Source organism: Streptomyces sp. NPDC005794, assembly GCF_042871445.1.
GTDB lineage: Bacteria > Actinomycetota > Actinomycetes > Streptomycetales > Streptomycetaceae > Streptomyces.
In genome coordinates this window covers 340,221-365,719 of record NZ_JBIAIN010000004.1, presented here as the reverse complement: position 1 = coordinate 365,719, position 25,499 = coordinate 340,221, and the positions used below count along the sequence as shown (strand labels likewise).

Genomic DNA, 25,499 nt, shown 5'->3' with positions numbered 1-25,499 from the left:
GAGGCGCACCAGCTGCCTGTGGCCCAGGCCATAGGGTGGTTTGTCCTTTTCTGCGCATCATGCCCGGGTGCCTCGTAGGGGGGCGGCCACGAGACGGTGCGGAGGACGGCGTGACTCATCAGCGGATGCCCAGGTACTCCCGGGCCGCGTTCTGCGCAGCCCTGATCGGCGTCATCGCGCCGGCAGCCGCAGCCGCAGTGGCGTCGCCCGCCGCCGCCGCCGCGGCCCCGGCCCCGGCCCCGGCCGTCTCCTGCGCCTCGGACCGGGCCGGCCTCGCCGCGAAGATGTCCGAGGACATCACCGCGGCCCTCAAGGGGCACAGGTCCACCACCGCGCTGGCGGTGCAGGACCACCGGACACACACGAGCTGCACGCTGCGGCCCACCCAGCAGGTGGACTCGGCGAGCGTGGTCAAGGTCACGGTCCTCGCCGCACTGCTCTGGGACGCGCAGAAGACGGACCGGCCGCTCACCCCGCGCGAGGACAAGCTCTCCACAGCCATGATCACCACGTCGGACAACGACGCGACCAGTGAGCTGTGGGACGAGCTCGGCCCGGCGAAGGTCAAGGGATTCCTCAAGGCGGCGGGTATGACCCGCACGGCACTGGACGCCGGGGGCGCATGGGGGCTCACCCAGATCACCGCACACGACGAGCAGCGTCTGCTGACCCTGGTGACGGCCAGGAACAAGGTCCTCGACGACCGCTCGCGGACCTTCGTCCTGGACCGGATGCGCAAGGTCGTGCCGGACCAGCGCTGGGGTGTTCCGGCCGGCGCCCCGGGCGACGCGACGGTCCAGCTCAAGAACGGCTGGCTGGAACGGTCCACCCACGGCTGGCGCGTGCACAGCGTCGGCGCGTTCAGCGGCAAGGGCCACGACTACGTGATCACCGTCCTCACGCAGGACAACAAGACGATGAAGGACGGCATCGACACCATCCAGGCCGTCTCCAAGGCCGTCCACAAGGACATCGGGCCCGCCACCGGCTGAGCACCCGGCCTCCGCCTTCCGTCCTTCGCTCCCCTCCGCCCCTTCCACGCCCTCCGTTCTCCATCCCCCGGCCGTGAATTGTTGCGGGAGGATGAAATCCGCAGCTGACGGCGTTGGGGAGAAGCGGTAGGACCAGGCGGGGCTACGGGGCGAAACAGGAGGCACGGGTGGGCGCGGAGAAACAAGGCGCGGAGCACCAGGACGCGGAGCACCAGGACGCGGGGCAGCGGGGATGGGGCCGGCGGCTGACCGGGTACGCGTGGCGCTACCGGCGCAATGTCGTGCTGGCGCTGGGCTCGTCCCTCGCGGGCATGGCCGTGATGGCGCTCGTCCCGCTCATCACCAAGGTGATCATCGACGACGTCGTCGGCAGCCACACCCGTTCCCTCGGCGTGTGGACCGGCCTGCTCATCGGTGCGGCCGTCCTCGTCTACGTCGCCACCTTCATCCGCCGCTACTACGGCGGGCGGCTCGCCCTGGACGTACAGCACGATCTGCGGACCGAGATGTACGGCACCCTCACCCGGCTCGACGGGAAGCGGCAGGACGAGCTCTCGACCGGGCAGGTCGTCGGGCGGGCCACCAGCGACCTGCAGCTGATCCAGGGGCTGCTCTTCATGCTCCCGATGACCATCGGGAACATCCTGCTCTTCCTCATCTCCCTGGTGATCATGGCGTGGCTCTCGCTGCCCCTGACCCTCGTCGCCCTCGCCGTCGCCCCCGCGCTGTGGTTCATCGCCCGCCGCTCCAGGACCCGTCTCTTCCCCGCCACCTGGTACGCCCAGAGCCAGGCCGCAGCCGTCGCGGGCGTGGTCGACGGGGCCGTCTCCGGGGTCCGGGTCGTCAAGGGGTTCGGCCAGGAGGACCAGGAGACCGGCAAGCTCCGTGAGGTCAGCCGCCGGCTCTTCGCGGGCCGGCTGCGCACGATCCGGCTGAACTCCCGCTACACCCCGGCGCTCCAGGCCGTCCCCGCGCTCGGCCAGGTCGCGATGCTGGCCCTCGGCGGCTGGCTCGCCACCCGGGGCGAGATCACCCTCGGCACCTTCGTCGCCTTCTCCACCTATCTCGCCCAGCTCGTCGGCCCGGTCCGGATGCTCGCCATGGTCCTCACCGTCGGCCAGCAGGCCCGGGCCGGTGTGGAGCGTGTCCTGGAGCTGATCGACACCGAGCCGTCCATGGAGGACGGCACCAAGGAGCTCCCCGCCGACGCCCCCGCACGCGTCGAGTTCGACGACGTCCGCTTCGGCTACGACGACGACCGGCCCGTCCTCGACGGGTTCTCCCTCACCATCGAGCCGGGCGAGACGGTGGCCGTCGTCGGCGCCTCCGGCAGCGGCAAGTCCACCGTCTCGCTCCTGCTGCCCCGCTTCTACGACGTGTCGCACGGCGCCGTCCTGGTCGGCGGCCACGACGTCCGCGAGCTGACCCAGGACTCCCTGCGGGCCGCCATCGGGCTCGTACCGGAGGACAGCTTCCTCTTCTCCGACTCCGTCGGCGCCAACATCGCGTACGGATACCCGGGCGCCACCCAGGAGCAGATCGAGCGGGCCGCGAGCGCCGCCCAGGCGCACGGGTTCATCTCCGAACTGCCCCAGGGGTACGACACCAAGGTCGGCGAGCACGGGCTCACCCTCTCCGGCGGCCAGCGCCAGCGCGTCGCGCTCGCCCGCGCCATCCTCACCGACCCCCGCCTGCTGCTCCTCGACGACGCCACCTCCGCCGTCGACGCGCGGGTCGAACACGAGATCCACGAGGTCCTGGCACGGGTCATGGAGGGCCGCACGACCCTGCTGATAGCCCACCGCCGGTCCACACTCGGCCTCGCCGACCGCATCGCCGTACTCGACCAGGGACGGCTCGCCGACATCGGCACGCACGCCGAGCTGGAGCGCCGCTCGGCGCTCTACCGCCGGCTGCTCACCGACCCGGACGAGCTGGGCGGCACCTCTCCCGGACACCGGCCGGCGGCGGTCGCGGCGCCCGAGGACGACCGCGCGCTCCAGGACGAGCTGGACGCCGAGTTCGACGCCGAACGCGGTGTCACCCCCGGGCTGTGGATCCGCAAGGAGGAGCAGCGAGACGCGGCGGCCGCCGGGATGCCCGCCACCCCCGAGCTGCTCGCCCAGGTCGAGGCGTTGCCGCCCGCCACCGACGCCCCCGGCATCGACGAGGCGAGCGCGGTGCGCCCGGAGACGTCGTACGGCCTGCGCAGGCTCCTGCACGGCTTCGGAGCTCCACTGCTGGTGAGCCTGGCGCTGGTCGCCGTCGACGCGGGCATGGGCCTGCTGCTGCCCGTGCTGATCCGGCACGGCATCGACGACGGCGTCACGAAGATGGCGCTCGGCGCGGTCTGGGCGGCGGCCGGACTCGGTCTGCTCGCCGTGTTCGTGCAGTGGGCCGCGCAGATCGGCGAGACCCGGATGACCGGCCGCACCGGCGAGCGCGTGCTGTACTCCCTGCGCCTCAAGATCTTCGCGCAGCTCCAGCGGCTCGGTCTCGACTACTACGAGCGCGAGCTGACCGGCCGGATCATGACCCGGATGACGACGGACGTGGACGCGCTGTCCACGTTCCTCCAGACCGGCCTGGTCACCGCCTTCGTCTCCCTCGTCACCTTCTTCGGCATCACGGTCGTCCTGCTCGTCCTCGACATCCAGCTGGCCCTGGTCGTCTTCGCGACGCTGCCGTTGCTGATCGTCGGCACGTTCTTCTTCCGCCGCACGAGCGTGAAGGCCTACGAGCTCGCCCGTGAACGCATCAGCGTCGTCAACGCCGACCTCCAGGAGTCCGTGTCCGGGCTCCGCGTCGTCCAGGCGTTCCGGCGCGAGCGCGACGGCGCCGAGCGGTTCGCGGCGCGCAGCGACCACTACCGCCAGGCCAGGGTGCGCGGGCAGTGGCTGATCTCCGTCTACTTCCCGTTCGTGCAGCTGCTCGCCTCGATCGCGGCCGCCGCCGTGCTGATCGTCGGCGCGGGCCGTGTCGACGACGGCACGCTGACCACGGGCGCCCTGGTCGCCTATCTGCTCTACATCGACCTGTTCTTCGCCCCCGTGCAGCAGCTGTCCCAGGTCTTCGACGGCTACCAGCAGGCCAGCGTCTCCCTCGGCCGGATCCAGGAACTCCTGCGGGAGCCGACCTCCACGGCCGACCACGACGAGCCGCTGGACGTGACGTCGCTGCGCGGCGAGATCGCCTTCGAGGACGTGTCGTTCGCGTACGCCGGCGAGGACGAGGCCCTCACCGGTATCGATCTGCGGATCCCGGCGGGCCAGACGGTCGCCTTCGTCGGTGAGACGGGGGCGGGCAAGTCCACGCTGGTCAAGCTCGTCGCCCGCTTCTACGACCCGACGCGCGGACGGGTCACGGCGGACGGTACGGATCTGCGCCGGCTCGACAGGACGGCGTACCGGCACCGGCTCGGCGTCGTACCGCAGGAGGCCTACCTCTTCGAGGGCACCGTCCGTGACGCCATCGCGTACGGGCTGCCGGAGTCCACCGACGCCCAGGTGGAGGCGGCGGCCCGGGCGGTCGGCGCGCACGACATGATCGCCACCCTGGAGGACGGCTATCTGCACGAGGTCGCCGAACGGGGCCGTAACCTCTCCGCCGGCCAGCGCCAGCTGATCGCCCTCGCCCGGGCCGAACTGGTCGACCCCGACATCCTGCTGCTCGACGAGGCGACCGCCTCCCTCGACCTCGCCAGTGAGGCGCAGGTCAACCAGGCCACCGACCGGCTGGCGGGCCGGCGCACCACCCTGGTGGTCGCCCACCGGCTGACGACGGCCGCCCGTGCCGACCGGGTCGTGGTGATGGACCGGGGCAGGGTCGCGGAGGACGGCACGCATGACGAGCTGCTGGCCAGGGGAGGCGCGTACGCGCGGCTGTGGCGCACCTTCATAGGCGAGGACATAGGCGAGGACGCCCCGGCAGGCGTGTGACCTCGCACCGCAACCTGAAGGCACTCCTCCCGCGTCGTACACCCGTACGTGCGTGTGTCCGATGAGGGTCAGTGTGTGCGAAGGGGTGGATGGTGTGGGCGGGGTGGACAGTGCGGCGGGACGGCGGGGTCGGCCATCAGGACAGCCGGGGCGGCAGAGGCCGGCGGCAGGACGGCGCCTCGCGGCGGGGCTTCTCGTCCTGCCGCTCCTCGGGGCCTTCGGCCTGGTGCTGGGGCCCGCCGGATCGGCCCCGGCGCAGGCCGCGTCGGCCTGCTCCGGGCGGCTGGTCAAGACGGTGACGTTCTCCACCGGTTCCCTGCGCGTCTACAAGAGCCGCGCCTACGCGTGCGCCGTCACCGTCGCCAAGAAGCCAGGCGCACGCCGGGCGATGCGGGTGTCGTTGCAGCCCCGCGGCGGCCGGGCGGTCGTCGACAGCGGCACGTTCACCAAGCTGGCCGGCCCGGTCAGGGTGCACGCGCTCAACCGCTGCGTCCGTGCCTCGGGTGCGATCGGGGGATCTTCCGGATCGACGGGATGGATCATGTGCTGACCTGCGTGTGGGTCTGGCGTGGCAGGTGCTGCCCCCGCTAAGTTCACGGCGACTGTCGTGAATCAAGGGGAGGGTGCATGCGCAAGGCGCTCAGAGGCGTTCTGTCGCTCGCGGTGCTCATAGGCACAGTGAGTGCGACCGGGGCCTCGGCCGGTGCGGCCACCGCCGCGGAACCGGCCGCGAAGCAGAGCAGCGGCTTCACCAGCAGCAGTGAGAGCAGCAGCGAGGACATCAAGGACCGCATCCTGGCCATCCCGGGAATGAGTCTGATCGAGGAGAAGCCGTACCCGGGTTACCGCTTCTTCGTCCTCGACTACACCCAGCCGGTCGACCACAAGAACCCGTCCAAGGGCACCTTCCAGCAGCGCGTCACCCTGCTGCACAAGGACACGACCCGGCCCACGGTCTTCTTCACCAGCGGCTACAACGTCTCGACCAACCCCAGCCGCAGTGAGCCGACGCAGATCATCGACGGCAACCAGGTCTCCCTGGAGTACCGGTTCTTCACCCCGTCGCGCCCGGCACCCGCCGACTGGTCGAAGCTCGACATCTGGCAGGCCGCCAGCGACCAGCACCGGGTCTTCAAGGCGCTGAAGAAGATCTACTCGGAGAACTGGCTCACCACCGGCGGCTCCAAGGGCGGCATGACCGCCACCTACTTCGAGCGCTTCTACCCGAAGGACATGGACGGCGTCGTCGCCTATGTCGCCCCCAACGACGTCGTCGACAAGGAGGATTCGGCGTACGACCGGTTCTTCGCACGCGTCGGCACCGCGGAGTGCCGGGACCGGCTGAGCGGTGTCCAGCGTGAAGCCCTGGTCCGCCGGGAGCCGCTGGAGAAGAAGTTCGAGGTGTTCGCCGCCGAGAACGGCCTGACCTTCGACACCGTCGGCACGCTCGACAAGGCGTACGAGGCCGTCGTCATGGACTACGTCTGGGCGTTCTGGCAGTACAGCCTGCTCGCCGACTGCGCGTCCATCCCGGCCGACGCCCCGAACGCCACCGACCAGGAGATCTGGGACTCCATCGACGGCATCTCGGGCTTCGCCGCCTACGCCGACCAGGGTCTCAGCACCTACACGCCGTACTACTACCAGGCCGGCACCCAGCTCGGTTCGCCCGACATCGCGCAGCCCTGGCTGGGGAACCTGAGCCGCTACGGCTACCAGCCGCCGCGCAACTTCGTGCCGCGCTCGATCCCGATGACGTTCCAGCCCTCGGTCATGCGTGACGTGGACCGCTGGGTCAGGAACAACGCCAGGCAGATGATGTACGTCTACGGCGAGAACGACCCGTGGGGCGCCGAGCCCTTCCACCTCGGCAAGGGCGCCCGGGACAGCCACGTCTACACCGTGCCCGGCGGCAACCACGGCGCGAAGGTCGCCGGTCTCGTCGCCGACGAGAAGGCCGAGGCCACCGCGGCCATCCTGCGCTGGGCCGGGGTCGCACCCGCGGCCGTGGAAGCCGATCCGGCGAAGGCGAAGCCCCTCGCGAAGTTCGACGCGCGCCTGGACGTGCGGGACGCCGAACTCCAGCGGGACCGGGGCACGCTGCGGCCGTAGTACACGCCGCACAGGTCCGAAGTGGGCTGTGCCCACCGGGTGTTGTTCACACCCGGTGGGCACAGCCCACCGGCTCGTCCCCGCCCAGCTGCACGAACAGATCCGTCGAGTCGGGGCAGAGAGCGCGGCGCGCGACCGCCGAGCCGACCTCGAACTGCGGGGGCCGCTCGCCCGATCCGTCACAGGCGGTCTCCCTGACCTCGCCCTCGCGGAAGCTGTAGACACAGTCCCCGACGACCGTCAGCGGGCCGCCGCCCTGCCCGGGATCGCCGGGGTGCGGGGACTCCAGATTGCGCATGCACGCGTAGCCACGAGGCCCCGCGGGGCTGCTCGGCGAAAGCTCCGGGCCGCTCCGGGAGGGAACCGGCGGGGCGGCGGGACCACCACCCTGCGAGATGTGCAGGACGAAGTCGGTCGTGGGCGGACACACCGGCCCGCCCGACGGCGCACCCGTGTACCGGGCCAGGACCCGCGCAGCCGCCTTCTCGCTGCCGCACCACACCTCACGGAACACCTCTCCGCGCGAACTGCAGTCGGCCGGCCCCAGGAACTCCACCCCGTAACCCGAGGGCGTCGCACTGTCCTGCGGCCCGCCGGCCGGGCTGCCCGACGCGCTGCCCACCGGCTGGCGGCAGGCGCTCAGACAGAGCACCGCGACGACGGGCAGGAGGGCGCGCAACACCCCCGTGGCACGGCGCTCTTCCATGATCGACCCCCCGGTACGCCCTCAGGGGCGTGCACCCAGCGTGACCGCCGGAGCGGGGACACGCCAGGTGCACGGGTGTTTTTAGCTCTTCAGGGTGGTTATGGCGAGGGTGTGGCGTAGGCGCGGTACGACAGTCCGTAGCCGACGGGGTACAGCGCCTGCGTGGGGGCGTCCGCCCGCTGCACCGGGACCGGCAGCTTGCCCTCCGGTCGCGCCCGTCCCGCGATCACGCGTGCGGCCGCCCGCAGTTCGACGTCCGTCCAGGAGTACGCGGCGAGGCTCGCGGTGTAGCCCGTTCCGGCCAGCTGGGCGATGTCGTACGGATTCCGGATCGCGAGCGTGATCACCGGGACGCCGGTCGCCGCGAGGGCGCTGACCAGGGTGCGCTGGGAGCTGGTCGCGGTGACGTTGTACGTGCCCACGACCACCGCGTCCTTGCCCTCCGCCGCGGCCACGGCCTCGGCGGTCTTCGCCGGGGAGGGAGCCGTGCCGGTGGACAGGGCGGTCGCCGCGAATCCCAGCTCCTCGAAGGCCCCGGCGAGCGTGGTGGTCGGGGGGCCGGTCGTGCCGGACGGCGAGGCCGGATCGGCGCCGACCACCAGGAGGTTCTTGTGGGACCGGCGGGAAAGGGGCAGCAGCGAACCTCTGTTGGCCAGCAGCGTGGTCGTCCGCTCGGCGATCCGGTCGGCGGCGGCGAGATGCGCCCGGATGCCGACCGTGCGGTCGACGCCCCGGCGGGTGACGTACGGGTCGCGGAACAGCCCGAGCTTCGTCTTCAGCCGCAGGATGCGCAGGATCGATTCCTCGATGCGGGCCTCGCTGATCTCGCCGCTCTTCACGGCGGTGAGGACGGCGTTCCAGGCCACCCCGAGATGCGGCGGGTTGAGCAGCTGGTCGACCCCGGCCAGGAGTGCGAGGACGGGGACGCGCTCGTCGCCGTACTTCGTGCGGACCCCCTCCATCCCCAGGGCGTCGGTGACCACGACACCGTCGTAGCCGAGCTCCTCGCGCAGGATGCCGGTGAGGATCGGGCGGGACAGGGTGGCCGGGTCCTCCGACGGGTCCAGAGCGGGCACCACGATGTGCGCCGTCATGATCGAGTCGATGCCGGCGGCGACGGCCGCCCGGAACGGCGGGGCGTCCAGCTCGGCCCACTGCTCGCGGGTGTGGTGGATGTAGGGCAGACCGGTATGGCTGTCGGTGCTGGTGTCCCCGTGGCCGGGGAAGTGCTTGGCGGTGGAGGCGATCCCGGCGCTCTGATACCCCTTCACCTGCGCGGTCACCAGCCCGGCGACCGATTCCGGATCGGAGCCGAAGGAGCGTACGCCGATGACGGGGTTGGCCGGGTTCACGTTGACGTCCGCGTCCGGCGCGTAGTTCTGGTTGATGCCCAGCGCCGCCAGCTCGGCCCCGGCGATCCGGCCCGCCGTGCGCGCGTCGGAGCGTGAACCTCCCGCACCCAGGGCCATCGCGCCCGGCAGCAGCGTCGCGGGCTCGCCGACGCGGCACACGATGCCGTGCTCCTGGTCGGTGGAGACGAGGAGCGGCAGCGGAGTGGGCCCGGCGAGCCCGGCCCGCTGGATGCCGTTGGAGAGCTCGGCGATCTGGTGCGGGTCACGGGTGTTGTGCGCCCAGGCGAAGTAGATGATGCCGCCGACGTGATACGTGGAGATCAGCTCGGCCGCGTCCCGGACCCCGATCTCGGCGAGGTTGGCGTCGATGTCCGCCTGGTCGGGCTCGGTGGCCGAGTGCCCGTACACCCGCATCACGAAGAGCTGGCCGACCTTCTCCTCGAGGCTCATCCGGGCGATGAGCCGCTTGAGGCGGCTGTCCGGAGAGGTGACCGAGGTGGCTGCCCGCGCCGCGTCGGGGAGAGCGGCGACGCCGGTCGCCGCGGCTGCGGCGGTCGCTGCGGTGGCGGTGAGGAGGGTGCGTCTGGAGGTGCGGTGGTGCACGTGAGCCCCTTCCGGTACTGAAAGAAACTTCCGAGAAGGTACGGATATATGGAAAGTAACTACCAGTCAAGGGGGCGGCCCGGGAACGGGCGTGACACGCGGAAGAACGGGTGGTGTCCCGGCGGAGTCCCACCGGTGAGGGCCGGCCCTCAGGGAAGTCAGGCCCACCAGGGCGGGCCGGCCCTCAGGAAAGTCCGGCCCCCGCTCCGTGCCCGCGCAGCACGGAGACCGCGGCGATGATCGCGGGCCGCCGCGCCGCCTCCGCACGCCACAGCGCGTACAGCCGCCGCACCGGTACGGGGTCCAGTCGCACCGCGACCACGCCCGGCGGCAGCGGACCCCGGCCCAGCCGGGGGATCATCGCCACGCCCAGCCCCGCCGCGACCAGGGCCAGCTGGGTGTGGTTCTCCTCCGCCCGGTGCCGGATGTCCGGCTCGTAACCCGCCGCGCGCAACGTCCGTACGAGCCAGTCGTGGCACACTGTGCCGGGCGGCTGGCAGATCCACCGCTCCTTGGCCAGCTCCTCCCGCCGCACCGCCTCCCGGCCGGCGAGCGGGTGCCCTTCGGGTACCAGCAGATCGCACCGGTCGTCACCGAGCACCGCCTGCGCGACACCCTCCGGCGCGGGCAGCGGGCTGATATCCCAGTCGTGGGCGACCGCGAGATCGATCACGCCCTTGGCCACCAGGCCGACCGAGAGATGCGGATCGACCTCGGTGAGCCGCGCGTCCAGCGCCGGGTGCTCCCGTCCCAGCTCGGCCAGTACCCCCGGCAGCAGTCCGCGTGCCGCCGAGGCGAACGCGGCGATGGACAGACGTCCCGTCGGCTGCCCCCTGCGCTGTTCGAGCGTCGTCTCGGCCTGCTCCACGATCGCCAGCAACTGCTGGGCGGAGTCCGCGAGTTCACGTGCCTCCTCGGTGAGCGCCACCCCGCGCCCGCGCCGTTCGAGCAGCGTCGTACGGGTCTCCCGCTCCAGCTTGGTGATCTGCTGGGAGACCGCTGAGGCGGTGTAGCCGAGCGCGGCGGCGGCGCCCGCGACGGAGCCGTGGACGGAGACGGCGTGCAGGGCGCGCAGCCGGGACAGGTCGAGCACCGGGACCTCCGGGCGAGCGGGAAGCGTGAGCAGTGCTTAATCCAACCATGAAGGCATCCGCGCTGGTGCTACATGGTCCCGGCATCGGATGCTCGGTGCATGCGTCCCCTCCACATCGCCCTGGCCGCGCTGGTCGCCGCCGTCTGGGGTGTGAACTTCGTCGTCATCGAGCTGGGTCTCGCCCACTTCCCGCCGCTTCTCTTCTCCGCCCTGCGCTTCCTGGTCGCCGCGCTGCCCGCCGTGTTCCTCGTCGGCAGGCCCACGGTGGCCTGGAAGTACATCGTCGGCGTGGGTCTGGCCCTGGGGGTGGCCAAATTCGGACTGCTCTTCATCGGGATGGACCAGGGGATGCCCGCCGGGCTCTCCTCCCTCGTCCTCCAGGTCCAGGCCGTCTTCACCGCCCTGTTCGCCGCCCTGGTCCTGTCCGAACGCCCCGGCAGGACTCGTGTCCTGGGCATGGGCGTCGCGCTCGCGGGCATCGGCGTGGCAGCCGTCGACGAGGGGGCGAGCGGCCCTGTGCTCGCCTTCGTCCTGGTCATCGCGGCGGCGGCCTGCTGGGGTGTGTCCAACGTGATCACCCGCAAGGCCGCACCGTCCGACTCCCTCAACTTCATGGTCTGGGTGTCGACCGTGCCCGTACTCCCGCTCCTCGCCCTGTCCCTGCTCTTCGAGGGCTGGGACCGTGACGCCGAGGCCCTGGCCGCGCTCGACCGGAGCGGCGTCGGCATCATCGTCTACGTCGCCTGGATCTCGACCGTCTTCGGCTTCGCGGCCTGGGGCTTCCTGCTCCGGCACCACCCGGCCTCGTCCGTGGCCCCGTTCACCCTGCTCGTGCCCGTCTTCGGGATGTCCTCGGCCGCCCTCTTCCTCGGCGAGCCGATCAGCCCCCTGCGGTGGTGCGCGGCGGCGCTGCTGGTCGGCGGAGTGGCCCTGACCTCCCTGGCCAGGCCCCGCCCCGCCGCCGCACCACCGCTGCCGGAGCCCCGGGAGGCGCGGGTCTGACCCGGACCGCCGGGCAGGGGGCTACTGCTTCGGCGCTCCGAGCCGCAGCAGGTGCTCCCGGCCCGCCGCCAGCAGCTGCGGCAGCTCGGCGGCTCCGGCGTACCAGCGCTTCTCGTACTCCCAACAGACCCAGCCGTCCGTGTCCAAGGCGTCCAGGCAGGCCTTCAGCGGCAGTGTCCCGGCGCCGAGGGCCAGCGGGGTGGTGTCCTCGGCGGAGGCGATGTCCTTCACCTGCGCGTATCCCAGGTGCGGGGCCAGCACCGCGTGGCTGGCCACCGGGTCCTCGCCGGCCAGCCAGGTGTGCATGACGTCCCAGATCGCGCCGATCCGCGCATGCCCGACGGTCCCGACCACCCGTGCCACATCGGCTCCGGCACGGTGCGAGTCATGGGTCTCCAGGAGGATCCGCACGCCGTGATCAGCGGCGTGCGGGGCTGCTGCCCCCAGCCGCCGCGCGGCGATCGCGTCGGCGTCCGAGGGATCCTGGTCCCCACCGCCCGGGAACACCCGGACATACGCCGCGCCGAGGTCGCCGGCCAGCTCCACCAGCTGGGCGAGCTCGGCGAGCACCGGTTCGTCCTCGCCCCGGGCGGCGACCCGCACATACCCGGCGACGGTCAGGATCTCCACCCCGCCCCGCTTGAACTCCTCCACCACGGCGGCCCGTTCGAGCGGGCCGAGGCCGGGATGGACCGGCTCCTCGGGGTGGGCGCGCAGCTCCACCCCCTGGTAGCCGGTCCCGGCGGCGAGCCGCACCACGTCCGCCATGGGCATCCCCGGAACGCCGAGGGTCGAGAAAGCGAGCTTCACGATCTGTGTCCCTTCGTCGGTGCGGTCCTGACCGGTACCCGTGATCGCGGCGGAGAATCCTCACCCCACGCGGGGCGGCGCCGTCGACCCCCGTTCCATGAGCTCCGCGGCGATGGTCGCCATGCCCCCCGGCGGCGGCGTCTCCTTGCCCATCGCCAGCCGGCCGGCCCGCGCCCCCGCCTCGAACAACGGCAGCCGTACGGTCGTCAGAGCCGGTACGGCGTCCACCGAGAACGGCAGGTCGTCGAAGCCGGCCACCGAGACGTCCTCGGGGATGCGGAGGCCACGGTCCCGGACGGCCGCGCAGGCACCCAGTGCCACCGTGTCGTTGGCGGCGACCACGGCCGTCACTCCGGGTTCGCGGCGCAGGAGTTCGAGCGTGGCGTCGTAGCCGGAGCTCCGGTCGTAGGGGCCGTGCACCGTGACGCTCTCCTCGTCCCCGTACAGCCCCGCCGCCTTCATGGCCTCTCGGTGGCCCTCCAGCCGATGCCGGGTGGTGGTGCGTTCCAGGGGGCCGGCGACGTAGCCGATCCGGCGGTGTCCCAGGGCGATCAGATGCTCGGTGAGGCGCCTGGCGCCGCCCCGGTTGTCGAAGGCCAGCGCGGCGACCACCGCGTCGGTGCCGGGCAGCGGCGGCCGCCCGCAGAAGACGATCCGGGTGCCGGCATCCGCGAGTCTGGCCAGTTTCACGGCCATCGCGGCCTGGTGGGCCGGGTCCTCCAGCGCGCCGCCGGTGAGGACGACGGCTGCGGCGCGCTGCCGCTGGAGCAGGGTGAGATAGGTGAGTTCACGCTCGGGGGAGCCACCGGTGTTGCAGACGACGGCGAGCTTCTCGCCGCCCCCGCGGCCGGATCCGTCGCGCGGGCCGCCGATCTCGCTCTGCGCCGCTCCGGCCATGATGCCGAAGAACGGGTCGGCGATGTCGTTGACCAGGATGCCCACCAGATCGGACGTGGCGGCGGCGAGCGAGCTGGCCGGGCCGTTCAGCACGTAGTCCAGTTCGTCCACCGCCCGCAGGACCCGTTCCCGGGTGGACGAGGCCACCGGGTAGTTGCCGTTCAGGACACGGGACACGGTGGCCGGGGACACCCGGGCGCGGGCCGCAACGTCCGCCAGGGTGACTGTCATCGCTCTCCTTCGAGGAGTTGTGGAGCGGCCCCCCTTGTCCGGGCCGCTGTCGGCAGGCTAGCGTCATACTGCATAGAAAGCGCTTGCTACGGCTGTATGGAGGGAACTTTCGTGACACGCAGGACAGTGCGCATCGCCATGAACGGCGTCACGGGACGCATGGGGTACCGGCAGCACCTGGTGCGCTCGATCCTCGCGATCCGCGAGCAGGGCGGCCTCGACCTCGGTGACGGCGACGTGCTGTGGCCGGAACCCGTCCTCGTCGGCCGCCGCGCCCACGCCCTGGAGGCGCTCGCCGCACAGCACGGCCTGACCGAGTGGTCGACCGACCTGGACGCGGTGCTCGCCGACGAATCGATCGACATCTACTTCGACGCCCAGGTCACCTCGGCTCGCGTCGAGGCCATCAAGAAGGCCATCGCCGCGGGCAAGCACATCTACACCGAGAAGCCCACCGCCACCGACGTCGAGGGCGCGCTCGAACTGGCCCGCCTCGCCCGCGACGCCGGCATCAAGCACGGCGTCGTCCAGGACAAGATCTTCCTCCCGGGCCTGCTCAAGCTGAAGCGCCTCATCGACGGCGGCTTCTTCGGCGAGATCCTCTCCGTACGCGGCGAGTTCGGATACTGGGTCTTCGAGGGCGACTGGCAGGACGCCCAGCGCCCGTCGTGGAACTACCGCGCGGAGGACGGCGGCGGCATCGTCGTCGACATGTTCCCGCACTGGGAGTACGTCCTGCACGAGCTGTTCGGCCAGGTCACCAGCGTCTCCGCGCATGTGCAGACCCACATCCCGCAGCGCTGGGACGAGCAGGGCAAGCCCTACGCCGCCACCGCCGACGACGCCGCGTACGGCACCTTCCAGCTGGCGGGCGGCGCCGTCGCCCAGATCAACTCCTCCTGGGCCGTGCGCGTCAACCGCGACGAGCTCGTCGAGTTCCAGGTCGACGGCACCCACGGCTCCGCCGTCGCGGGCCTGCGCAACTGCCGTGTCCAGCACCGCTCGGCCACCCCCAAGCCGGTCTGGAACCCCGACCTCCCGGTCACCGAGCCGTTCCGTGACCAGTGGCAGGAAGTCCCCGACAACGCCGAGTTCGACAACGGCTTCAAGGCCCAGTGGGAGCTGTTCCTGCGCCACATCGTCCTCGACGAGCCCTACACCTGGGACCTGATGGCCGGCGCCCGTGGCGTCCAGCTCGCCGAGCTCGGCCTCAAGTCCTCGGCCGAGGGCCGCCGCTTCGACGTACCGGAGCTGAGCCTGTGACCATCCATCTCCCGCAGGGACCGTACGAACCCCGGACCACCCCGCTCGACCTGGCACCGTCCGGGGCGCCGCTCGCCTCCCGTACGGTCTTCTCCGCCGCCCATGTCGTCGCCGACCCGTACGCCGACATCAGCCCCGACGACCCCGTCGCCGTCGACTGGGACGCCACCCTCGCCTTCCGCCGTCACCTCTGGTCGCACGGCCTGGGCGTCGCCGAGGCCATGGACACCGCGCAGCGCGGCATGGGCCTGGACTGGGCAAGCGCGGCGGAACTGATCCGCCGCTCGGCCGCCGAGGCGAAGTCCGTGGGCGGCAGGATCGCCTGCGGCGTCGGCACCGACCAGCTCACCGGCCCCGCCACCCTGCCCGAGGTGCGCGCCGCGTACGAGGAGCAGCTCGCCCTGGTCGAGAGCAGTGGCGCGCAGGCCATCCTGATGGCCTCCCGCGCGCTGGCCGCCGCGGCGAACGGCCCCGAGGACTACCTGGAGACGTACGCCCATCTCCTGCGCCAGGCCACGGAACCGGTCGTCCTGCACTGGCTCGGCCCCATGTTCGACCCGGCGCTGGAGGGCTACTGGGGCAGCGCGGACCTCGACGCCGCCACGGACACCTTCCTGAAGGTCATCGGGGAACACCCGGACAAGGTCGACGGCATCAAGATCTCGTTGCTGGACGCGGAGCGCGAGATCGACGTACGGCGCCGTCTTCCCAGCGGGGTGCGCTGCTACACCGGCGACGACTTCAACTACCCCGAGCTGATCGCGGGTGACGACCGGGGTTTCAGTCACGCCCTGCTCGGCATCTTCGACCCGCTGGGTCCGCTGGCCGCGCACGCGGTGCGGGTCCTGGACACCGGGGACGTCGAGGGCTTCCGCGCCCTCCTGGACCCCACGGTCGAGTTGTCGCGTCACCTGTTCAAGGCTCCGACCCGCTTCTACAAGACGGGCGTCGTCTTCCTCGCCTGGCTTGCGGGCCACCAGGACCACTTCACGATGGTCGGCGGCCTGCAGTCCGCCCGTTCGCTGCCGCACCTGGCGAAGGCGTACGAACTGGCCGACCGGCTGGGCCTGTTCCCGGACCCCGAGCTGGCCGAGGCCCGGATGCGCGCCCTGCTGTCCGTCCACGGAGGAAGCCGATGAGCACCGATCTGTCCCGCCTGTCCATCAACCAGGAGACGGTCCGGCAGTTGTCGCTGCCGGAGCTCGTCGAGGGCTGCGCCAAGGCGGGCATCGGCAACGTCGGCCTGTGGCGCGCGCCGGTGCAGGAGTACGGCGTCGAGCGTGCGGGGCAGCTGATGAAGGACGCCGGCCTCACCGTGACCAGCCTCTGCCGAGGCGGCTTCCTCACCGCGACCGACCCCGCCGAACGCGCCCGCGCGCTGGACGACAACCGTGCGGCGGTCGACGAGGCGGCGGGTGTGGACACCGACACCCTGGTCCTGGTCTCCGGCGGGCTCCCCGACGGTGAGAAGGACCTGTACGCCGCCCGGGAACGCATCGCCGACGCGCTGGCCGAGCTCGCCCCGTACGCCGCCGAGCGCGGCATCCGGCTCGCGATCGAGCCGCTGCACCCGATGTTCGCGTCGGACCGCTGCGTCGTCTCCACGCTGTCGCAGGCCCTGGACCTCGCGGAGCGCTTCCCCGCCGAGCAGGTCGGGGTGGTCGTGGACGCGTACCACATCTGGTGGGACGACCAGGTGCCCGTGCAGATCGCGAGGGCGGGAGCGGGCGGCCGGATCCACTCCTTCCAGCTGGCCGACTGGATCACTCCGCTTCCGGCGGGGGTTCTGGTGGGCAGGGGCCAACTGGGCGACGGCAGCGTGGACTTCCGCACGATGCGCCGTCAGGTCGAGGCGACCGGCTTCGACGGGCCGATCGAGGTGGAGATCTTCAACGAGCAGCTCTGGGCCCGTGACGGTGCCGAAGTGATCGCCGAAGTCGCCGCCCGGTACCTGGAACATGCCTGCTGAGAGCGGTTCGACCGCGCAAAGGTAAAGAGATCGCCAAGGCGTGCAACCTTTGCGCACCTTGCCCGGTCGTACTCAGCGTCGGGACTTCCGGGGAGGGGTCCGGGGGGATTCGGGAAGCCCGACGGGAGGGGAAAGCGAGGGGGGTCCGGCCTGTGGGCCGGGCCCCATTCTGCTTGGCGCGACGTCGGCTTCGCGCGCGAGCCCGGCGCCGGCTACGACAGCATCATCGTTCTCGCCACATCCGAGGGCCTGATGTTTCTGTGAGCGGTGGGTGACCGGGTTCATGGGCCGGGCCGTCCTCGGAACCCGTCGGCGCCCTCGTCCGTGACCTCAGCCGCCGTCGAAGCCGCTCCGGGACGCCTCGATGTGCCCGATGTGCCGGTGGGTCCAGTCGCACATCACGTCGACCGTCTTCCGCAGCCCCTGGCCCGGCTCGGTCAGGGTGTACTCGACCTTCGGCGGGACCGTGGGGTACACGGTCCGCTCGACCAGCCCGTTGCGCTCCAGCATGCGCAGGTTCTGGGTGAGCATCTTGTGGCTGATGCCCTCGACCTCGGCCCGCAGCTCGCTGAAGCGCAGGGTGCCCTCGCCCAGGGCCTCGATGATCAACAGCGCCCACTTGTTGGCGACGTCCGAGAAGATCTCCCGCGCGAGCGAATCCGCCCGCCTCAGGTCCGCCTGTTCCTCGGGCGAGCCGCTGACCTGCTTGGTCACCATGAGGTTCCCCTGTCACTCAAAAGTGCGTTCTTCCATGTCAGCGGCCACTCTCCTACAGTTCCTGAGTAACCACAAGAGAGCACGCGTGGGCCGCTCGGCCCGCGCACATGGAGGCACACAGCATGGCCATCACCCTGGTGAACCCCGCCGGACTGCCCGAGATCGACGTCTACCGTCAGGTGTCGGTCGCGACCGGCTCGAAGCTGGTCTCCGTCGCCGGCCAGGTCGCCTGGGACGCCGACGGCGTCACGGTCGGCGAAGGCGACCTGGCCGCCCAGGTCGAGCAGTGCTACGTGAACGTGAACACCGCCCTGGCCGGGGTCGGCGGCTCCTTCGACGACGTGACGAAGCTGACCGTGTACGTCGTCGACTGGACCCCCGACAAGATGCCCGTGCTCCTCGCGGGCATCTCCCGGGCCGCGGAGAGGCTCGGGATCACCGCGGCCCCGCCGGCCTCGCTCCTGGGGGTCGTGACCCTGGACGTACCGGAGCACCTGGTGGAGATCGAGGCCACCGCGGTCATGGACTGAGCGGCTCCCCGGGCTCAAGCCCCGGAACCCGGGCGGAAGCGGTAGGTGTGGACACCCCGGTCCGAGTCGGCGTGTACCAGAAAGCCGTCGGGGGTCTCGGAGAGGGAGCAGGCGGTGAAAGGGGAGGGGGTACGCAGACGGGTCAGCAGGGTGAGGGCGGGGAGGGAGCGGATCTCGACGAGCCCCTGGGAGGTGACGACGCAGAACCAGGTGCCGTCGGGAGAGATCGCGAGGTCGACGGGATCGGTGAGAGGGAGGCTCGCGAGAACGGTGTCGGTGGGGAGGCCATGGAGCACCACGGCATTCGACCAGCCGACCAGGAGGCTGTCGCCGTCCGGGTGGGCGGCGGCGCATCGGGCGAAATCCTCGAGGCCCGGGCGGTGCGGGGCGCCGAAGGTGAGAGTGCCACCGTCGCGGTACCAGATGCGGACTGCGGTACAGGAGGACCGCTGCCACGGAGGGGTCGACGTGTGCGGCCGCCAGGCGGAGGACACCCAGGAGCCGTCCGGAGCGACCGCCAGGAGCGCGCCGTCGCTCACACTGCTGTCGATCCGCGTGCTGAGCAGCCGGGTGCTGGTCGCCACCTCCCACAGCTCGACGGAGTCGTCGTTCTGCAAGGCGACCAGGCTGCCGTCGGGGGTCCAGGACACGCTGCCCATCTGGCTGGGTCCCCTCTTCAGCGGCAGAGAGGCCTCGGGGTCGGGGCGGACGAGACTCACCTGGGCAACCCATCGCTGCCAGTGCGGCGGCAGGTCGTTCCCGCGACGAGGGGCCGCGACTCCGAAGTCGGCAGCCTGTCCGGGAGCCGGGGCCCGGGGCACCCACCGGTCGCACCGCCACGGAAACCACGCCACCAGGGTCGCTCCCGAGGCGAGGGGCACCACGTGGACACGCCGCAGAGCGTCAGGGGCGGCCTCACCGGGCTCCGCGGCGGGGTCGGAGACAGATACCCCACTCCGTACATTCCTGACCATCCGGCCACGCCCGTTGACCACGACGTAGGGGGTCGATCCTTCACCGCCGTGCTGCTCCGGCGGCAGCGCGGGCTCGCCTTCCCGTCGCAGCTGCCGCCATTTCCTGCTCGGGGAGTTCAGGCACGCGAAGACGGCGGATCCGTCGGCCGAGACGACGAACCGGCTGGATCTCCGGTCGCAGGGGTAGCTGCGTTCCTCTCCCGTCAGCAGGTCGCGGAGGCGGGCTTCGTCCTCGGCGCCGTAGACGAGGAAATCTCCGGCGGCGTCGACGTTCAGTACGTCCCCCGTACCCAGGGTCGTGGGCGCTCCGCCTTCCTCGTCGCTGTCCCGCCAGTCGTGGAGAAGCAGTACGGCGCCCGCGTGGACCACGGCGACCGCACCCTCCGAGGAGATCGCCAAGCAGTGCAACCAGCCTGCGGGGCGTGGGGCGCGTCGAGGTGTCTCTTCCGGCCGGCGGTGCCCGTTCGGTTCCTCGGCTCGGCACACCGCCACTTCGTCCACGGAGCAGAAGGCGACCCATCGCCCGTCCGGAGAGACTGCCACTCCGACGAGGAAATCGAACGGGCACTCCGCCGTGCGCTCGTTCCCCGTCCCCACCTCCCACACTGTGGCGACGCCGTCGCCATGGACGCGAACATGGACGAACCAACGGCCGTCGGCGCTGATCGCATAATTCGAGCCGATCTGCCGGTAGCCGTCACGGACGCTGAACTCATGGGCGAACGGCCGCTCCCACAGCACCCTGCCCGACTCCACGTCCCACTGCCTGACGTGGTCGCCGTCCACGGTCGTCACGGTGGAGCCGTCCGGGGCGAGGCCGACGCCCATGACGGTCCCGGTGGCGGGAAGCACCCTGAGGACGGACGAGTCGGGCAGATCCGGCGGCGGAAGGTGATTGACCAGGGCGGGCCCCGGCAGGCGGGCTGCCCGCTCGGCGGCCCGGTCCGCCCAGTGCGGCTGCCCGCCCAGGCGGCTGTACAGCGTGGCGGCTCTGAGGGCCCAGGAGTCCTCCGGGTCCATCAGGTGCACCGTCGCCGAGATGTCGCTCGCCCGGCGGGCGGCCGACGCGGTGGGGACCAGCCGGGCGTCGTTGAAGGGTGCGCTCTGGTTCCGGTGTCGGATTCGCTGCTCGACCCAGCGCAGGTCGCCGACGAGCCGGTCCGCCTCGGCCACCAGCCCGGCCTCGACGAGATGGTGCACCAGGTGGTCGTGGAGGTAGCCCTCGGGGAGATCCCACCAAGCGGTCGGTGGCGGGGAGGGCCGGGCGCCGGCGATCAGGTGGGCGTGGGCGGTGCTGAGGCGGTCGGGGCCGAGTTCGGCGCGCAGGTAGTCGCGGACGACGTCGTGGAGGAGGAGACCGCCGGAGTCGTTCAGGCCGATCAGAGCGACATCCCGCAGGCGTCGGCAGAGCGCGCGGGAGCGGACGGGCTCGTACCCGGCCGTCTCCCGCCACAGGGCGCAGACGAGCTCCACGGGGATGACCTCGTCCTCGGCGAAGGCACCTAGTTCCAGAAGGCGTTCACGTTCCCCCGCAGTCTCGTCGAGGAGGCGGGCCGACGCCTCGACGGTGGCGCGGACGGCCCTCTCCCGCTGGGCGGGGTCGTCGAGGTCGACGGCCTCGGGGCCGTTGCCCAGGTCGGCCCCGGCGGGTCCGGCCGAGCGCAGCAGCGCCAGGGTCTCGGCGACGGAGTCGGCGGTGGAGAGGCCGGTGGCCCTCTCGGCGGCGAGACGGCGGTTGACCAGGCGGAGGAGGAGGGGCCACCCGCCGGTTGCGGTGAGGAGGGCGGCCGTCTGGTCGCCGGAGAGGTCGAGGTCGGTGGTGAGGACGGTGCGGGCCTGCTCGTCGGTCATCCGGTCGACGAGGACGCGTGGGGTGTGGTCGGGGAGCACGGAGGGGATGCGGGTGGTGACCAGGCGGACGCACCGGCGCCCCCCGATCAGGAAGGGCGCGAGCTGGGCCTCGCTCCACACGTCGTCGAGGACGAGCAGCAGCGGCCGGTCCCACTCGTCCAGTACGCGCCCCAGCTGGGCCCCCGCCATAGCCGGGTCCTCGTGGAACAGGGCCTCCTTGCCGGTGACCAGCTGAATCACCTCGGTGGCCTTGCCGGCGATCCGAGGGCCCCCGCGCAGGTCGCCCCCGAGCGTGACGAAGAGGATGTCGGGGAACCGGCGTCGCACACGCTCGTCCGCGCAGACCGCCTTGGCGAGGGTGGTCTTTCCGAAGCCGCCGGCGCCTTGGAGACCGGTGGTCAGGCCGACGGTGCCGGAGTGCTCGGCGAGGACGGCGTCGACGACCCGCTCGGTCTCCTCGCGTTCGACCATCCACCGAGGGGGCTGCGGCACGGCGCTGGGCGGGACCGCTGAGGAGCGCCGCCCCGTCGAGTCCGCCGCACGCCGGCGTTCGACCGCCAGCAATGCCCCCGTCAGCATCAGCACGACGGCGAGTGACACCCACGGGTGGCGTCGCAGGACGTCCAGCCAGCCGGGCCATCGCTCCGCCTCGGTGGCCGCGTTCCCGGCCAGCGAGGCAGCCAGTGGAACCGCTGCCCCGAGGGCCACTCCCAACGCCCCTCCGGCGACCTCGCGCGCCCGCATGGTTCCCCAACCTCGTCGCTGCACGGGTGTGTTGGGGCGAGCGTAACCGGTTCGAGGCAGGTGTCCACGCGGTTCTGCACTGCGCGAAGTCAGGTGGCCGCCGACGGCGTCACGGACGGGGAAGACGACCTTGTCGGGCGCCCGCCCGGCTGGGGCCCGCCCCGGTGCCCTCGGCCACTATGCTCGGTGTCGCCGCACTGGACGCCCCCGAGCACCTGGTCGAGGTCGAAGCCACGGCGGTCATCGACTGAGGCGGCCGGGCCCCGCCCCCCGCTGGGGAGGCGGGCGCGCTCCACCCATTCCGGTTATCTGACGCGCCGGTGGGGCGGCACCCCCGTCCCGGGCCCGACCCGTTCAGGCATGTCAGCCTTCAATGCCTGCCAATATGCTTGCTCCGCCCGGGACTTCGCTCGTCTGACAGCCGGGGAGACTGCGGGCCGGTCGTGCGTGGGTGCGGAGCGCGACACGACCCCGAACCCACATATGAGTAAGGGAATTGCATGGCACGTGAGCATGATCCTTCCAGACGCATACCGCCGAGTTCGGGCACGTCCTCCGGCGCCTCCGGTGCGTCCGGGAGTCCGCCGGAGCCGGCCGGCAGGGCGGTGCCGATGCAGGGTGCGGCCGGGGTCCCCGGTGACGCCCTGAGGCCGGGCGGCCCGCGCGGCCGCAAGGACACCTCGTCCACGGCGGCCGACCCGGCCGCCGGCGCGCAGGGCCCGGCGCGCGAGAGCCCGGAGAGCGTGGGCTCCGAGAGCGAGGCTCTCGAGGGTGCGGACGCCGGGACACGGACCGCCGAGCGAGCGGGTACCGCCGGAGCCGCCGCTCCTGCGCCCGGCACCGGTGCCGGGCGGGGCATAGGCGCCCCGGAGCCGTCGGCGGAGGAGACGCCCGAACCGGCGTCCGTCAACTCCGGCGAGACCACAGCGGCTTCGGCTTCGGAGGCGTCCGCCTCCGACCCGGCCGCGGCGCACGCGACCACCCGTACCGTCGGCGGGTCCCCGGGCGTCGCAGTCGCGGCGGCGGCGGCGGACAGCGGCGGCGCGGGTACGCGTACGGCCGGCGAACTGCTGGGCAGCCGACCGAAGAAACCGATACTGGCCGCGGCGGCGATCATCGGCGTGCTCCTGGTCTCCGTGCCGTTCCTCGTGATGGGCCAGGACGACCGCAAGCCCGAGAAGGACCGCACGCAGAACGCGGCAGGCACCGTCCTGGGCACCGAACGCTCCGAGCCCCCGGAGACCTACACGAGCAAGTCACCGAGTCCCTCCGTGACTCCGAGCAAAGAACAGGAGAAGGAGAAGGAGAAGGAGAAGCCGTCCGAGCCGCCGGCCGCCAAACCGGTGATGGTGCCGCCGCCGGCCAAGCCTGAGCGCAAGCCCACGGCCACGGTGACGGCGAAGGCGCCGCCGAACACGGCTGCCAGCGCGTTGAGCAGCCTCGCCGAGGGTGACCCCGACGGACGGCACATCTGCTACCGGGTCTTCGTGTCGGGGAGCGGCTGGCAGACACCGGTGTGCGACGGGACGATGGCCGGGACGGCGGGCCAGGGCAAGCAGATCACGGCCCTCAACATCGCGGTGTGGAACGTCGGCGGGTCGTCCGCCAACGCCCTGCTGCACGACCAGGGTTCGACGAGCGGCAACGCCAAGTGGGCACCGAGCTGGACGGCCCTCGTCGCAGACGGCAAGAACAACTACATAGGCAGTTCCGAGAAGGGCGCCCCCTTCCTGACTGGTTTCGCCATGAACGTCGGCAAAGGCAGCGTCTGCCACACGGCCAGGATGGGCGACGGTGGCTGGGGCCCGCAGTTCTGCAAGAACAGCCGGCCCGAGTACATGTTCGTCGGCACCACCGACAACAAGAGGTGGTTCGAGGCCGTGAAGCTCACGGTGTGACCACCGGGCTTCGGCCCGCGAGGCGAGCCCCCTGGTTGTCACCGGGGGGCTCGCCGAGTCCGGCCCCCGGAGGACGCGGACCACGCCGGAGCGACCGCCAGGAGCGCGCCGTCGCTCACACTGCTGTCGATGCGCGTGCTGAACACCGAGGTCGAGGCCACGGCGGTCAACGACTGAGGCGGCCAGGCCCGTCCGGCTTCCTGAACAGCACGGTCCAGAGGAAGTCCTCACCGAAACACGGGGAGTCGGCCGGTTCGTCCCGCATCCGTCGCAGTGCGATCTCCTCCATCCCGGAGAAGATCCAGCGCAGCGACTCGGGTGTGTAGGCGAGGCCGCCCTGGAGCCCCGTACCGCCGTAGAAGTCGGCGTCGGGTCGCTCGGAACCCATCGCGCCGGACGCGAAGCAGCTGAGGGCGAGGTGCCCGCCGGGTACGAGGGCGCGCTCCACCAACGTGAGGTAGCTGACGCGGCGGTGGGGCGGCAGATGGTGGAAGCAGCCCGAGTCGTAGATCAGGTCGTACGGCCCGGCAGGCGCGTCCTCGGCGAAGGCGTCACCGCAGTGGAAGCGGATGTCCGCCCCGGCGTCGCGGGCCCGTTCCTCGGCCCAGGCGACGGCTCCCGGCGACAGATCGACCGCGTCCACCTCGAAGCCCCGCGAGGCGAGGTGCAGCGCGTTGCGTCCCGGCCCGCAGCCGAGATCGAGGGCACGGCCGGGCCCGATCAGACCGTGGTCGAGGTAGGACACGAGGCTCTCGTCCGGCTTCGCCACGAAGAACGGCACGGGCTTCGAGCGGTCCGCGTAGAACCCGTCCCACCAGCCGCTCGCGTCATCGGTCCACCGGTCGGCCTCCGGCGCGAACAGGCTGTCCATGAGCTTCAGTACGTCGTCCACCGAGCGTATGTTCCGGTCCACCCGGAACCCCCTTCCCGAGACCCCAACTCTAGGCACTGAGCGAGTATTTGTGCAGCTCAGGGCATGTGTGGGAGCTGCCTGGGGGCCCGTTCGGAAGCCTACGGGGAGCGCACGGGCGTGGCCCCCCGTACGTGACTCGTTCCCCTGCCCAAGACTCGCCCGCGGGCCGCCGAGGGCCCTTCCTGGATGTGGCCGAGGTGTGTTTCTCGACCGCTCCGCAGGCGAAGGGCCCTGAGGGGGAGAAATGGCCTCCCGGTCGCCTTGGTGCCGGGGGTGCCCGGGGTGCCGGTGGTCAGGCTTCGATCTCCCACTCGACGCAGTGGTGGCCCGACTCGTGTTCGTAGGTCGACGGCCGGTAGTACAGGAAGGGGGAACCCGTCTCCAGGGAGTCGGCCAGGACCCGGAAGAGCTCTGCCGGACCGGTGGCCCAGAGCGTGCCGTCGAGGTCTCCCGACCCGATACCCATCTCGTACACGTGCCCGTACGAAGGCCCCGGGCGGTGATCGACGAAGGCGACGCCCCCGTCGTTGGGCAGGGCGATCGGCACGCACAGGTGCAGATTCACAGCCAGTTCCTCGTCCTCCCACAGATCGGCTTCGATGTTGCTCTCGCCGACGCCCACGAGGATCTCGTGCATCATCACCATGTCGTCCACACCGCTCAGGCGGTGCCCCAACGGCAGAAAGGTCCCGGCGGGCAGGGGGAACGAGCCCGGTTCGGCCACAGGCGGGGCCGCGCCGTCATGAAGCTCCAGAAGCCTCCTCAGCTCCGGGTGCAGGGCGAAGCCCAGCCGCGATTCCAGCCTGGCTATCGCCTCGGGGGCCGCCGGCCCTCTCAAGGCCGCTCGATCGGCGGGCGAATGCGCCGAAAGCCATGACTCGAAGCGAGCCCACTCGTGATCGAA

The 25,499-nt window shown here is 71.6% G+C and carries 19 protein-coding genes and 1 pseudogene; 11 read left to right on the top strand and 9 right to left on the bottom strand.

Features of this window, described 5'->3' with window-relative positions; genetic code table 11:
• Positions 1 to 125 precede the first annotated feature (125 nt).
• The 4 genes from ACFYQ5_RS08665 (at position 126) to ACFYQ5_RS08650 (ending at position 7,042) form a co-directional block, all read left to right on the top strand.
• On the top strand, positions 126 to 992 hold the full coding sequence (locus ACFYQ5_RS08665) for a serine hydrolase (protein ID WP_389195015.1): 867 nt from the start codon (positions 126 to 128) through the stop codon (positions 990 to 992).
• Between the two features lie 167 nt (positions 993 to 1,159).
• Complete coding sequence (locus tag ACFYQ5_RS08660; RefSeq protein WP_389195012.1) at positions 1,160 to 4,930, top strand: ABC transporter ATP-binding protein; 3,771 nt, start codon at positions 1,160 to 1,162, stop codon at positions 4,928 to 4,930.
• A 61-nt stretch (positions 4,931 to 4,991) separates the two neighbouring features.
• The gene (locus tag ACFYQ5_RS08655; protein ID WP_389195009.1) at positions 4,992 to 5,480 is read left to right on the top strand and encodes a hypothetical protein; all 489 of its coding nucleotides are present in this window, start codon (positions 4,992 to 4,994) and stop codon (positions 5,478 to 5,480) included.
• Positions 5,481 to 5,557: 77 nt separating this feature from the next.
• The gene (locus ACFYQ5_RS08650; RefSeq protein WP_389195006.1) at positions 5,558 to 7,042 is read left to right on the top strand and encodes a S28 family serine protease; all 1,485 of its coding nucleotides are present in this window, start codon (positions 5,558 to 5,560) and stop codon (positions 7,040 to 7,042) included.
• A gap of 46 nt (positions 7,043 to 7,088) precedes the next feature.
• Here ACFYQ5_RS08650 and ACFYQ5_RS08645 read toward each other — a convergent pair whose 3' ends face one another.
• From ACFYQ5_RS08645 to ACFYQ5_RS08635, 3 genes are all read right to left on the bottom strand, one after another.
• Positions 7,089 to 7,748: a hypothetical protein gene (locus ACFYQ5_RS08645; RefSeq protein ID WP_389195004.1), complete on the bottom strand. Its 660-nt coding sequence runs from the start codon at positions 7,746 to 7,748 to the stop codon at positions 7,089 to 7,091.
• Positions 7,749 to 7,846: 98 nt separating this feature from the next.
• On the bottom strand, positions 7,847 to 9,703 hold the full coding sequence (locus ACFYQ5_RS08640) for a glycoside hydrolase family 3 protein (RefSeq protein WP_389195001.1): 1,857 nt from the start codon (positions 9,701 to 9,703) through the stop codon (positions 7,847 to 7,849).
• A gap of 184 nt (positions 9,704 to 9,887) precedes the next feature.
• A complete protein-coding gene (locus ACFYQ5_RS08635) occupies positions 9,888 to 10,796 on the bottom strand; it encodes a LysR family transcriptional regulator (RefSeq protein ID WP_389194999.1) in 909 nt (302 codons plus the stop codon).
• A 99-nt stretch (positions 10,797 to 10,895) separates the two neighbouring features.
• On the opposite strand from ACFYQ5_RS08635, the gene ACFYQ5_RS08630 reads away from it, so the two are divergent.
• Positions 10,896 to 11,798, top strand: coding sequence for an EamA family transporter (locus ACFYQ5_RS08630; RefSeq protein ID WP_389194996.1), 903 nt, complete (start codon positions 10,896 to 10,898; stop codon positions 11,796 to 11,798).
• Positions 11,799 to 11,819: 21 nt separating this feature from the next.
• Here ACFYQ5_RS08630 and ACFYQ5_RS08625 read toward each other — a convergent pair whose 3' ends face one another.
• Positions 11,820 to 12,608, bottom strand: a complete 789-nt coding sequence (locus ACFYQ5_RS08625; RefSeq protein ID WP_389194993.1) for a sugar phosphate isomerase/epimerase family protein — start codon at positions 12,606 to 12,608, stop codon at positions 11,820 to 11,822.
• Positions 12,609 to 12,668: 60 nt separating this feature from the next.
• Positions 12,669 to 13,736: a LacI family DNA-binding transcriptional regulator gene (locus ACFYQ5_RS08620; protein ID WP_389194990.1), complete on the bottom strand. Its 1,068-nt coding sequence runs from the start codon at positions 13,734 to 13,736 to the stop codon at positions 12,669 to 12,671.
• Between the two features lie 111 nt (positions 13,737 to 13,847).
• On the opposite strand from ACFYQ5_RS08620, the gene ACFYQ5_RS08615 reads away from it, so the two are divergent.
• From ACFYQ5_RS08615 to ACFYQ5_RS08605, 3 genes are read left to right on the top strand one after another with little or no spacing between them, the layout of a single operon-like run.
• Positions 13,848 to 14,999 (top strand): Gfo/Idh/MocA family protein, encoded by a 1,152-nt coding sequence (locus ACFYQ5_RS08615; protein WP_389194987.1) that lies wholly within the window; start codon positions 13,848 to 13,850, stop codon positions 14,997 to 14,999.
• Positions 14,996 to 16,138: a dihydrodipicolinate synthase family protein gene (locus tag ACFYQ5_RS08610; protein WP_389194984.1), complete on the top strand. Its 1,143-nt coding sequence runs from the start codon at positions 14,996 to 14,998 to the stop codon at positions 16,136 to 16,138. The genes ACFYQ5_RS08615 and ACFYQ5_RS08610 overlap by 4 nt, the downstream gene beginning before the upstream one ends.
• The gene (locus tag ACFYQ5_RS08605; protein WP_389194981.1) at positions 16,135 to 16,968 is read left to right on the top strand and encodes a sugar phosphate isomerase/epimerase family protein; all 834 of its coding nucleotides are present in this window, start codon (positions 16,135 to 16,137) and stop codon (positions 16,966 to 16,968) included. Before ACFYQ5_RS08610 ends, ACFYQ5_RS08605 begins: the two co-directional genes overlap by 4 nt.
• A 330-nt stretch (positions 16,969 to 17,298) precedes the next feature.
• Here the strand turns inward: ACFYQ5_RS08605 and ACFYQ5_RS08600 are convergent, their stop codons facing one another.
• On the bottom strand, positions 17,299 to 17,685 hold the full coding sequence (locus tag ACFYQ5_RS08600; RefSeq protein WP_389194978.1) for a winged helix-turn-helix transcriptional regulator: 387 nt from the start codon (positions 17,683 to 17,685) through the stop codon (positions 17,299 to 17,301).
• Positions 17,686 to 17,807: 122 nt separating this feature from the next.
• On the opposite strand from ACFYQ5_RS08600, the gene ACFYQ5_RS08595 reads away from it, so the two are divergent.
• Positions 17,808 to 18,215 carry a RidA family protein gene (locus tag ACFYQ5_RS08595; protein ID WP_389194976.1) on the top strand — a complete coding sequence of 136 codons (408 nt, stop codon included), beginning with the start codon at positions 17,808 to 17,810 and terminating at the stop codon, positions 18,213 to 18,215.
• A gap of 14 nt (positions 18,216 to 18,229) precedes the next feature.
• On the opposite strand, the gene ACFYQ5_RS08590 is transcribed toward ACFYQ5_RS08595, so the two are convergent.
• Complete coding sequence (locus ACFYQ5_RS08590; RefSeq protein WP_389194973.1) at positions 18,230 to 21,784, bottom strand: NB-ARC domain-containing protein; 3,555 nt, start codon at positions 21,782 to 21,784, stop codon at positions 18,230 to 18,232.
• A gap of 134 nt (positions 21,785 to 21,918) precedes the next feature.
• Between ACFYQ5_RS08590 and ACFYQ5_RS08585 the strand changes: the two are divergent.
• Both ACFYQ5_RS08585 and ACFYQ5_RS08580 read left to right on the top strand, forming a co-directional pair.
• Positions 21,919 to 22,035, top strand: a pseudogene (locus ACFYQ5_RS08585) (RidA family protein); the annotation flags it as partial.
• A gap of 249 nt (positions 22,036 to 22,284) precedes the next feature.
• Complete coding sequence (locus ACFYQ5_RS08580; RefSeq protein WP_389194971.1) at positions 22,285 to 23,682, top strand: hydrogenase expression protein HypA; 1,398 nt, start codon at positions 22,285 to 22,287, stop codon at positions 23,680 to 23,682.
• 166 nt (positions 23,683 to 23,848) lie between these two features.
• Here ACFYQ5_RS08580 and ACFYQ5_RS08575 read toward each other — a convergent pair whose 3' ends face one another.
• Positions 23,849 to 24,595, bottom strand: a complete 747-nt coding sequence (locus tag ACFYQ5_RS08575) for a class I SAM-dependent methyltransferase (protein ID WP_389194968.1) — start codon at positions 24,593 to 24,595, stop codon at positions 23,849 to 23,851.
• Positions 24,596 to 24,887: 292 nt separating this feature from the next.
• Entirely contained in the window at positions 24,888 to 25,433 is a 546-nt protein-coding gene (locus ACFYQ5_RS08570) for an SMI1/KNR4 family protein (protein ID WP_389194965.1), read from the bottom strand.
• Positions 25,434 to 25,499: the final 66 nt, after the last annotated feature.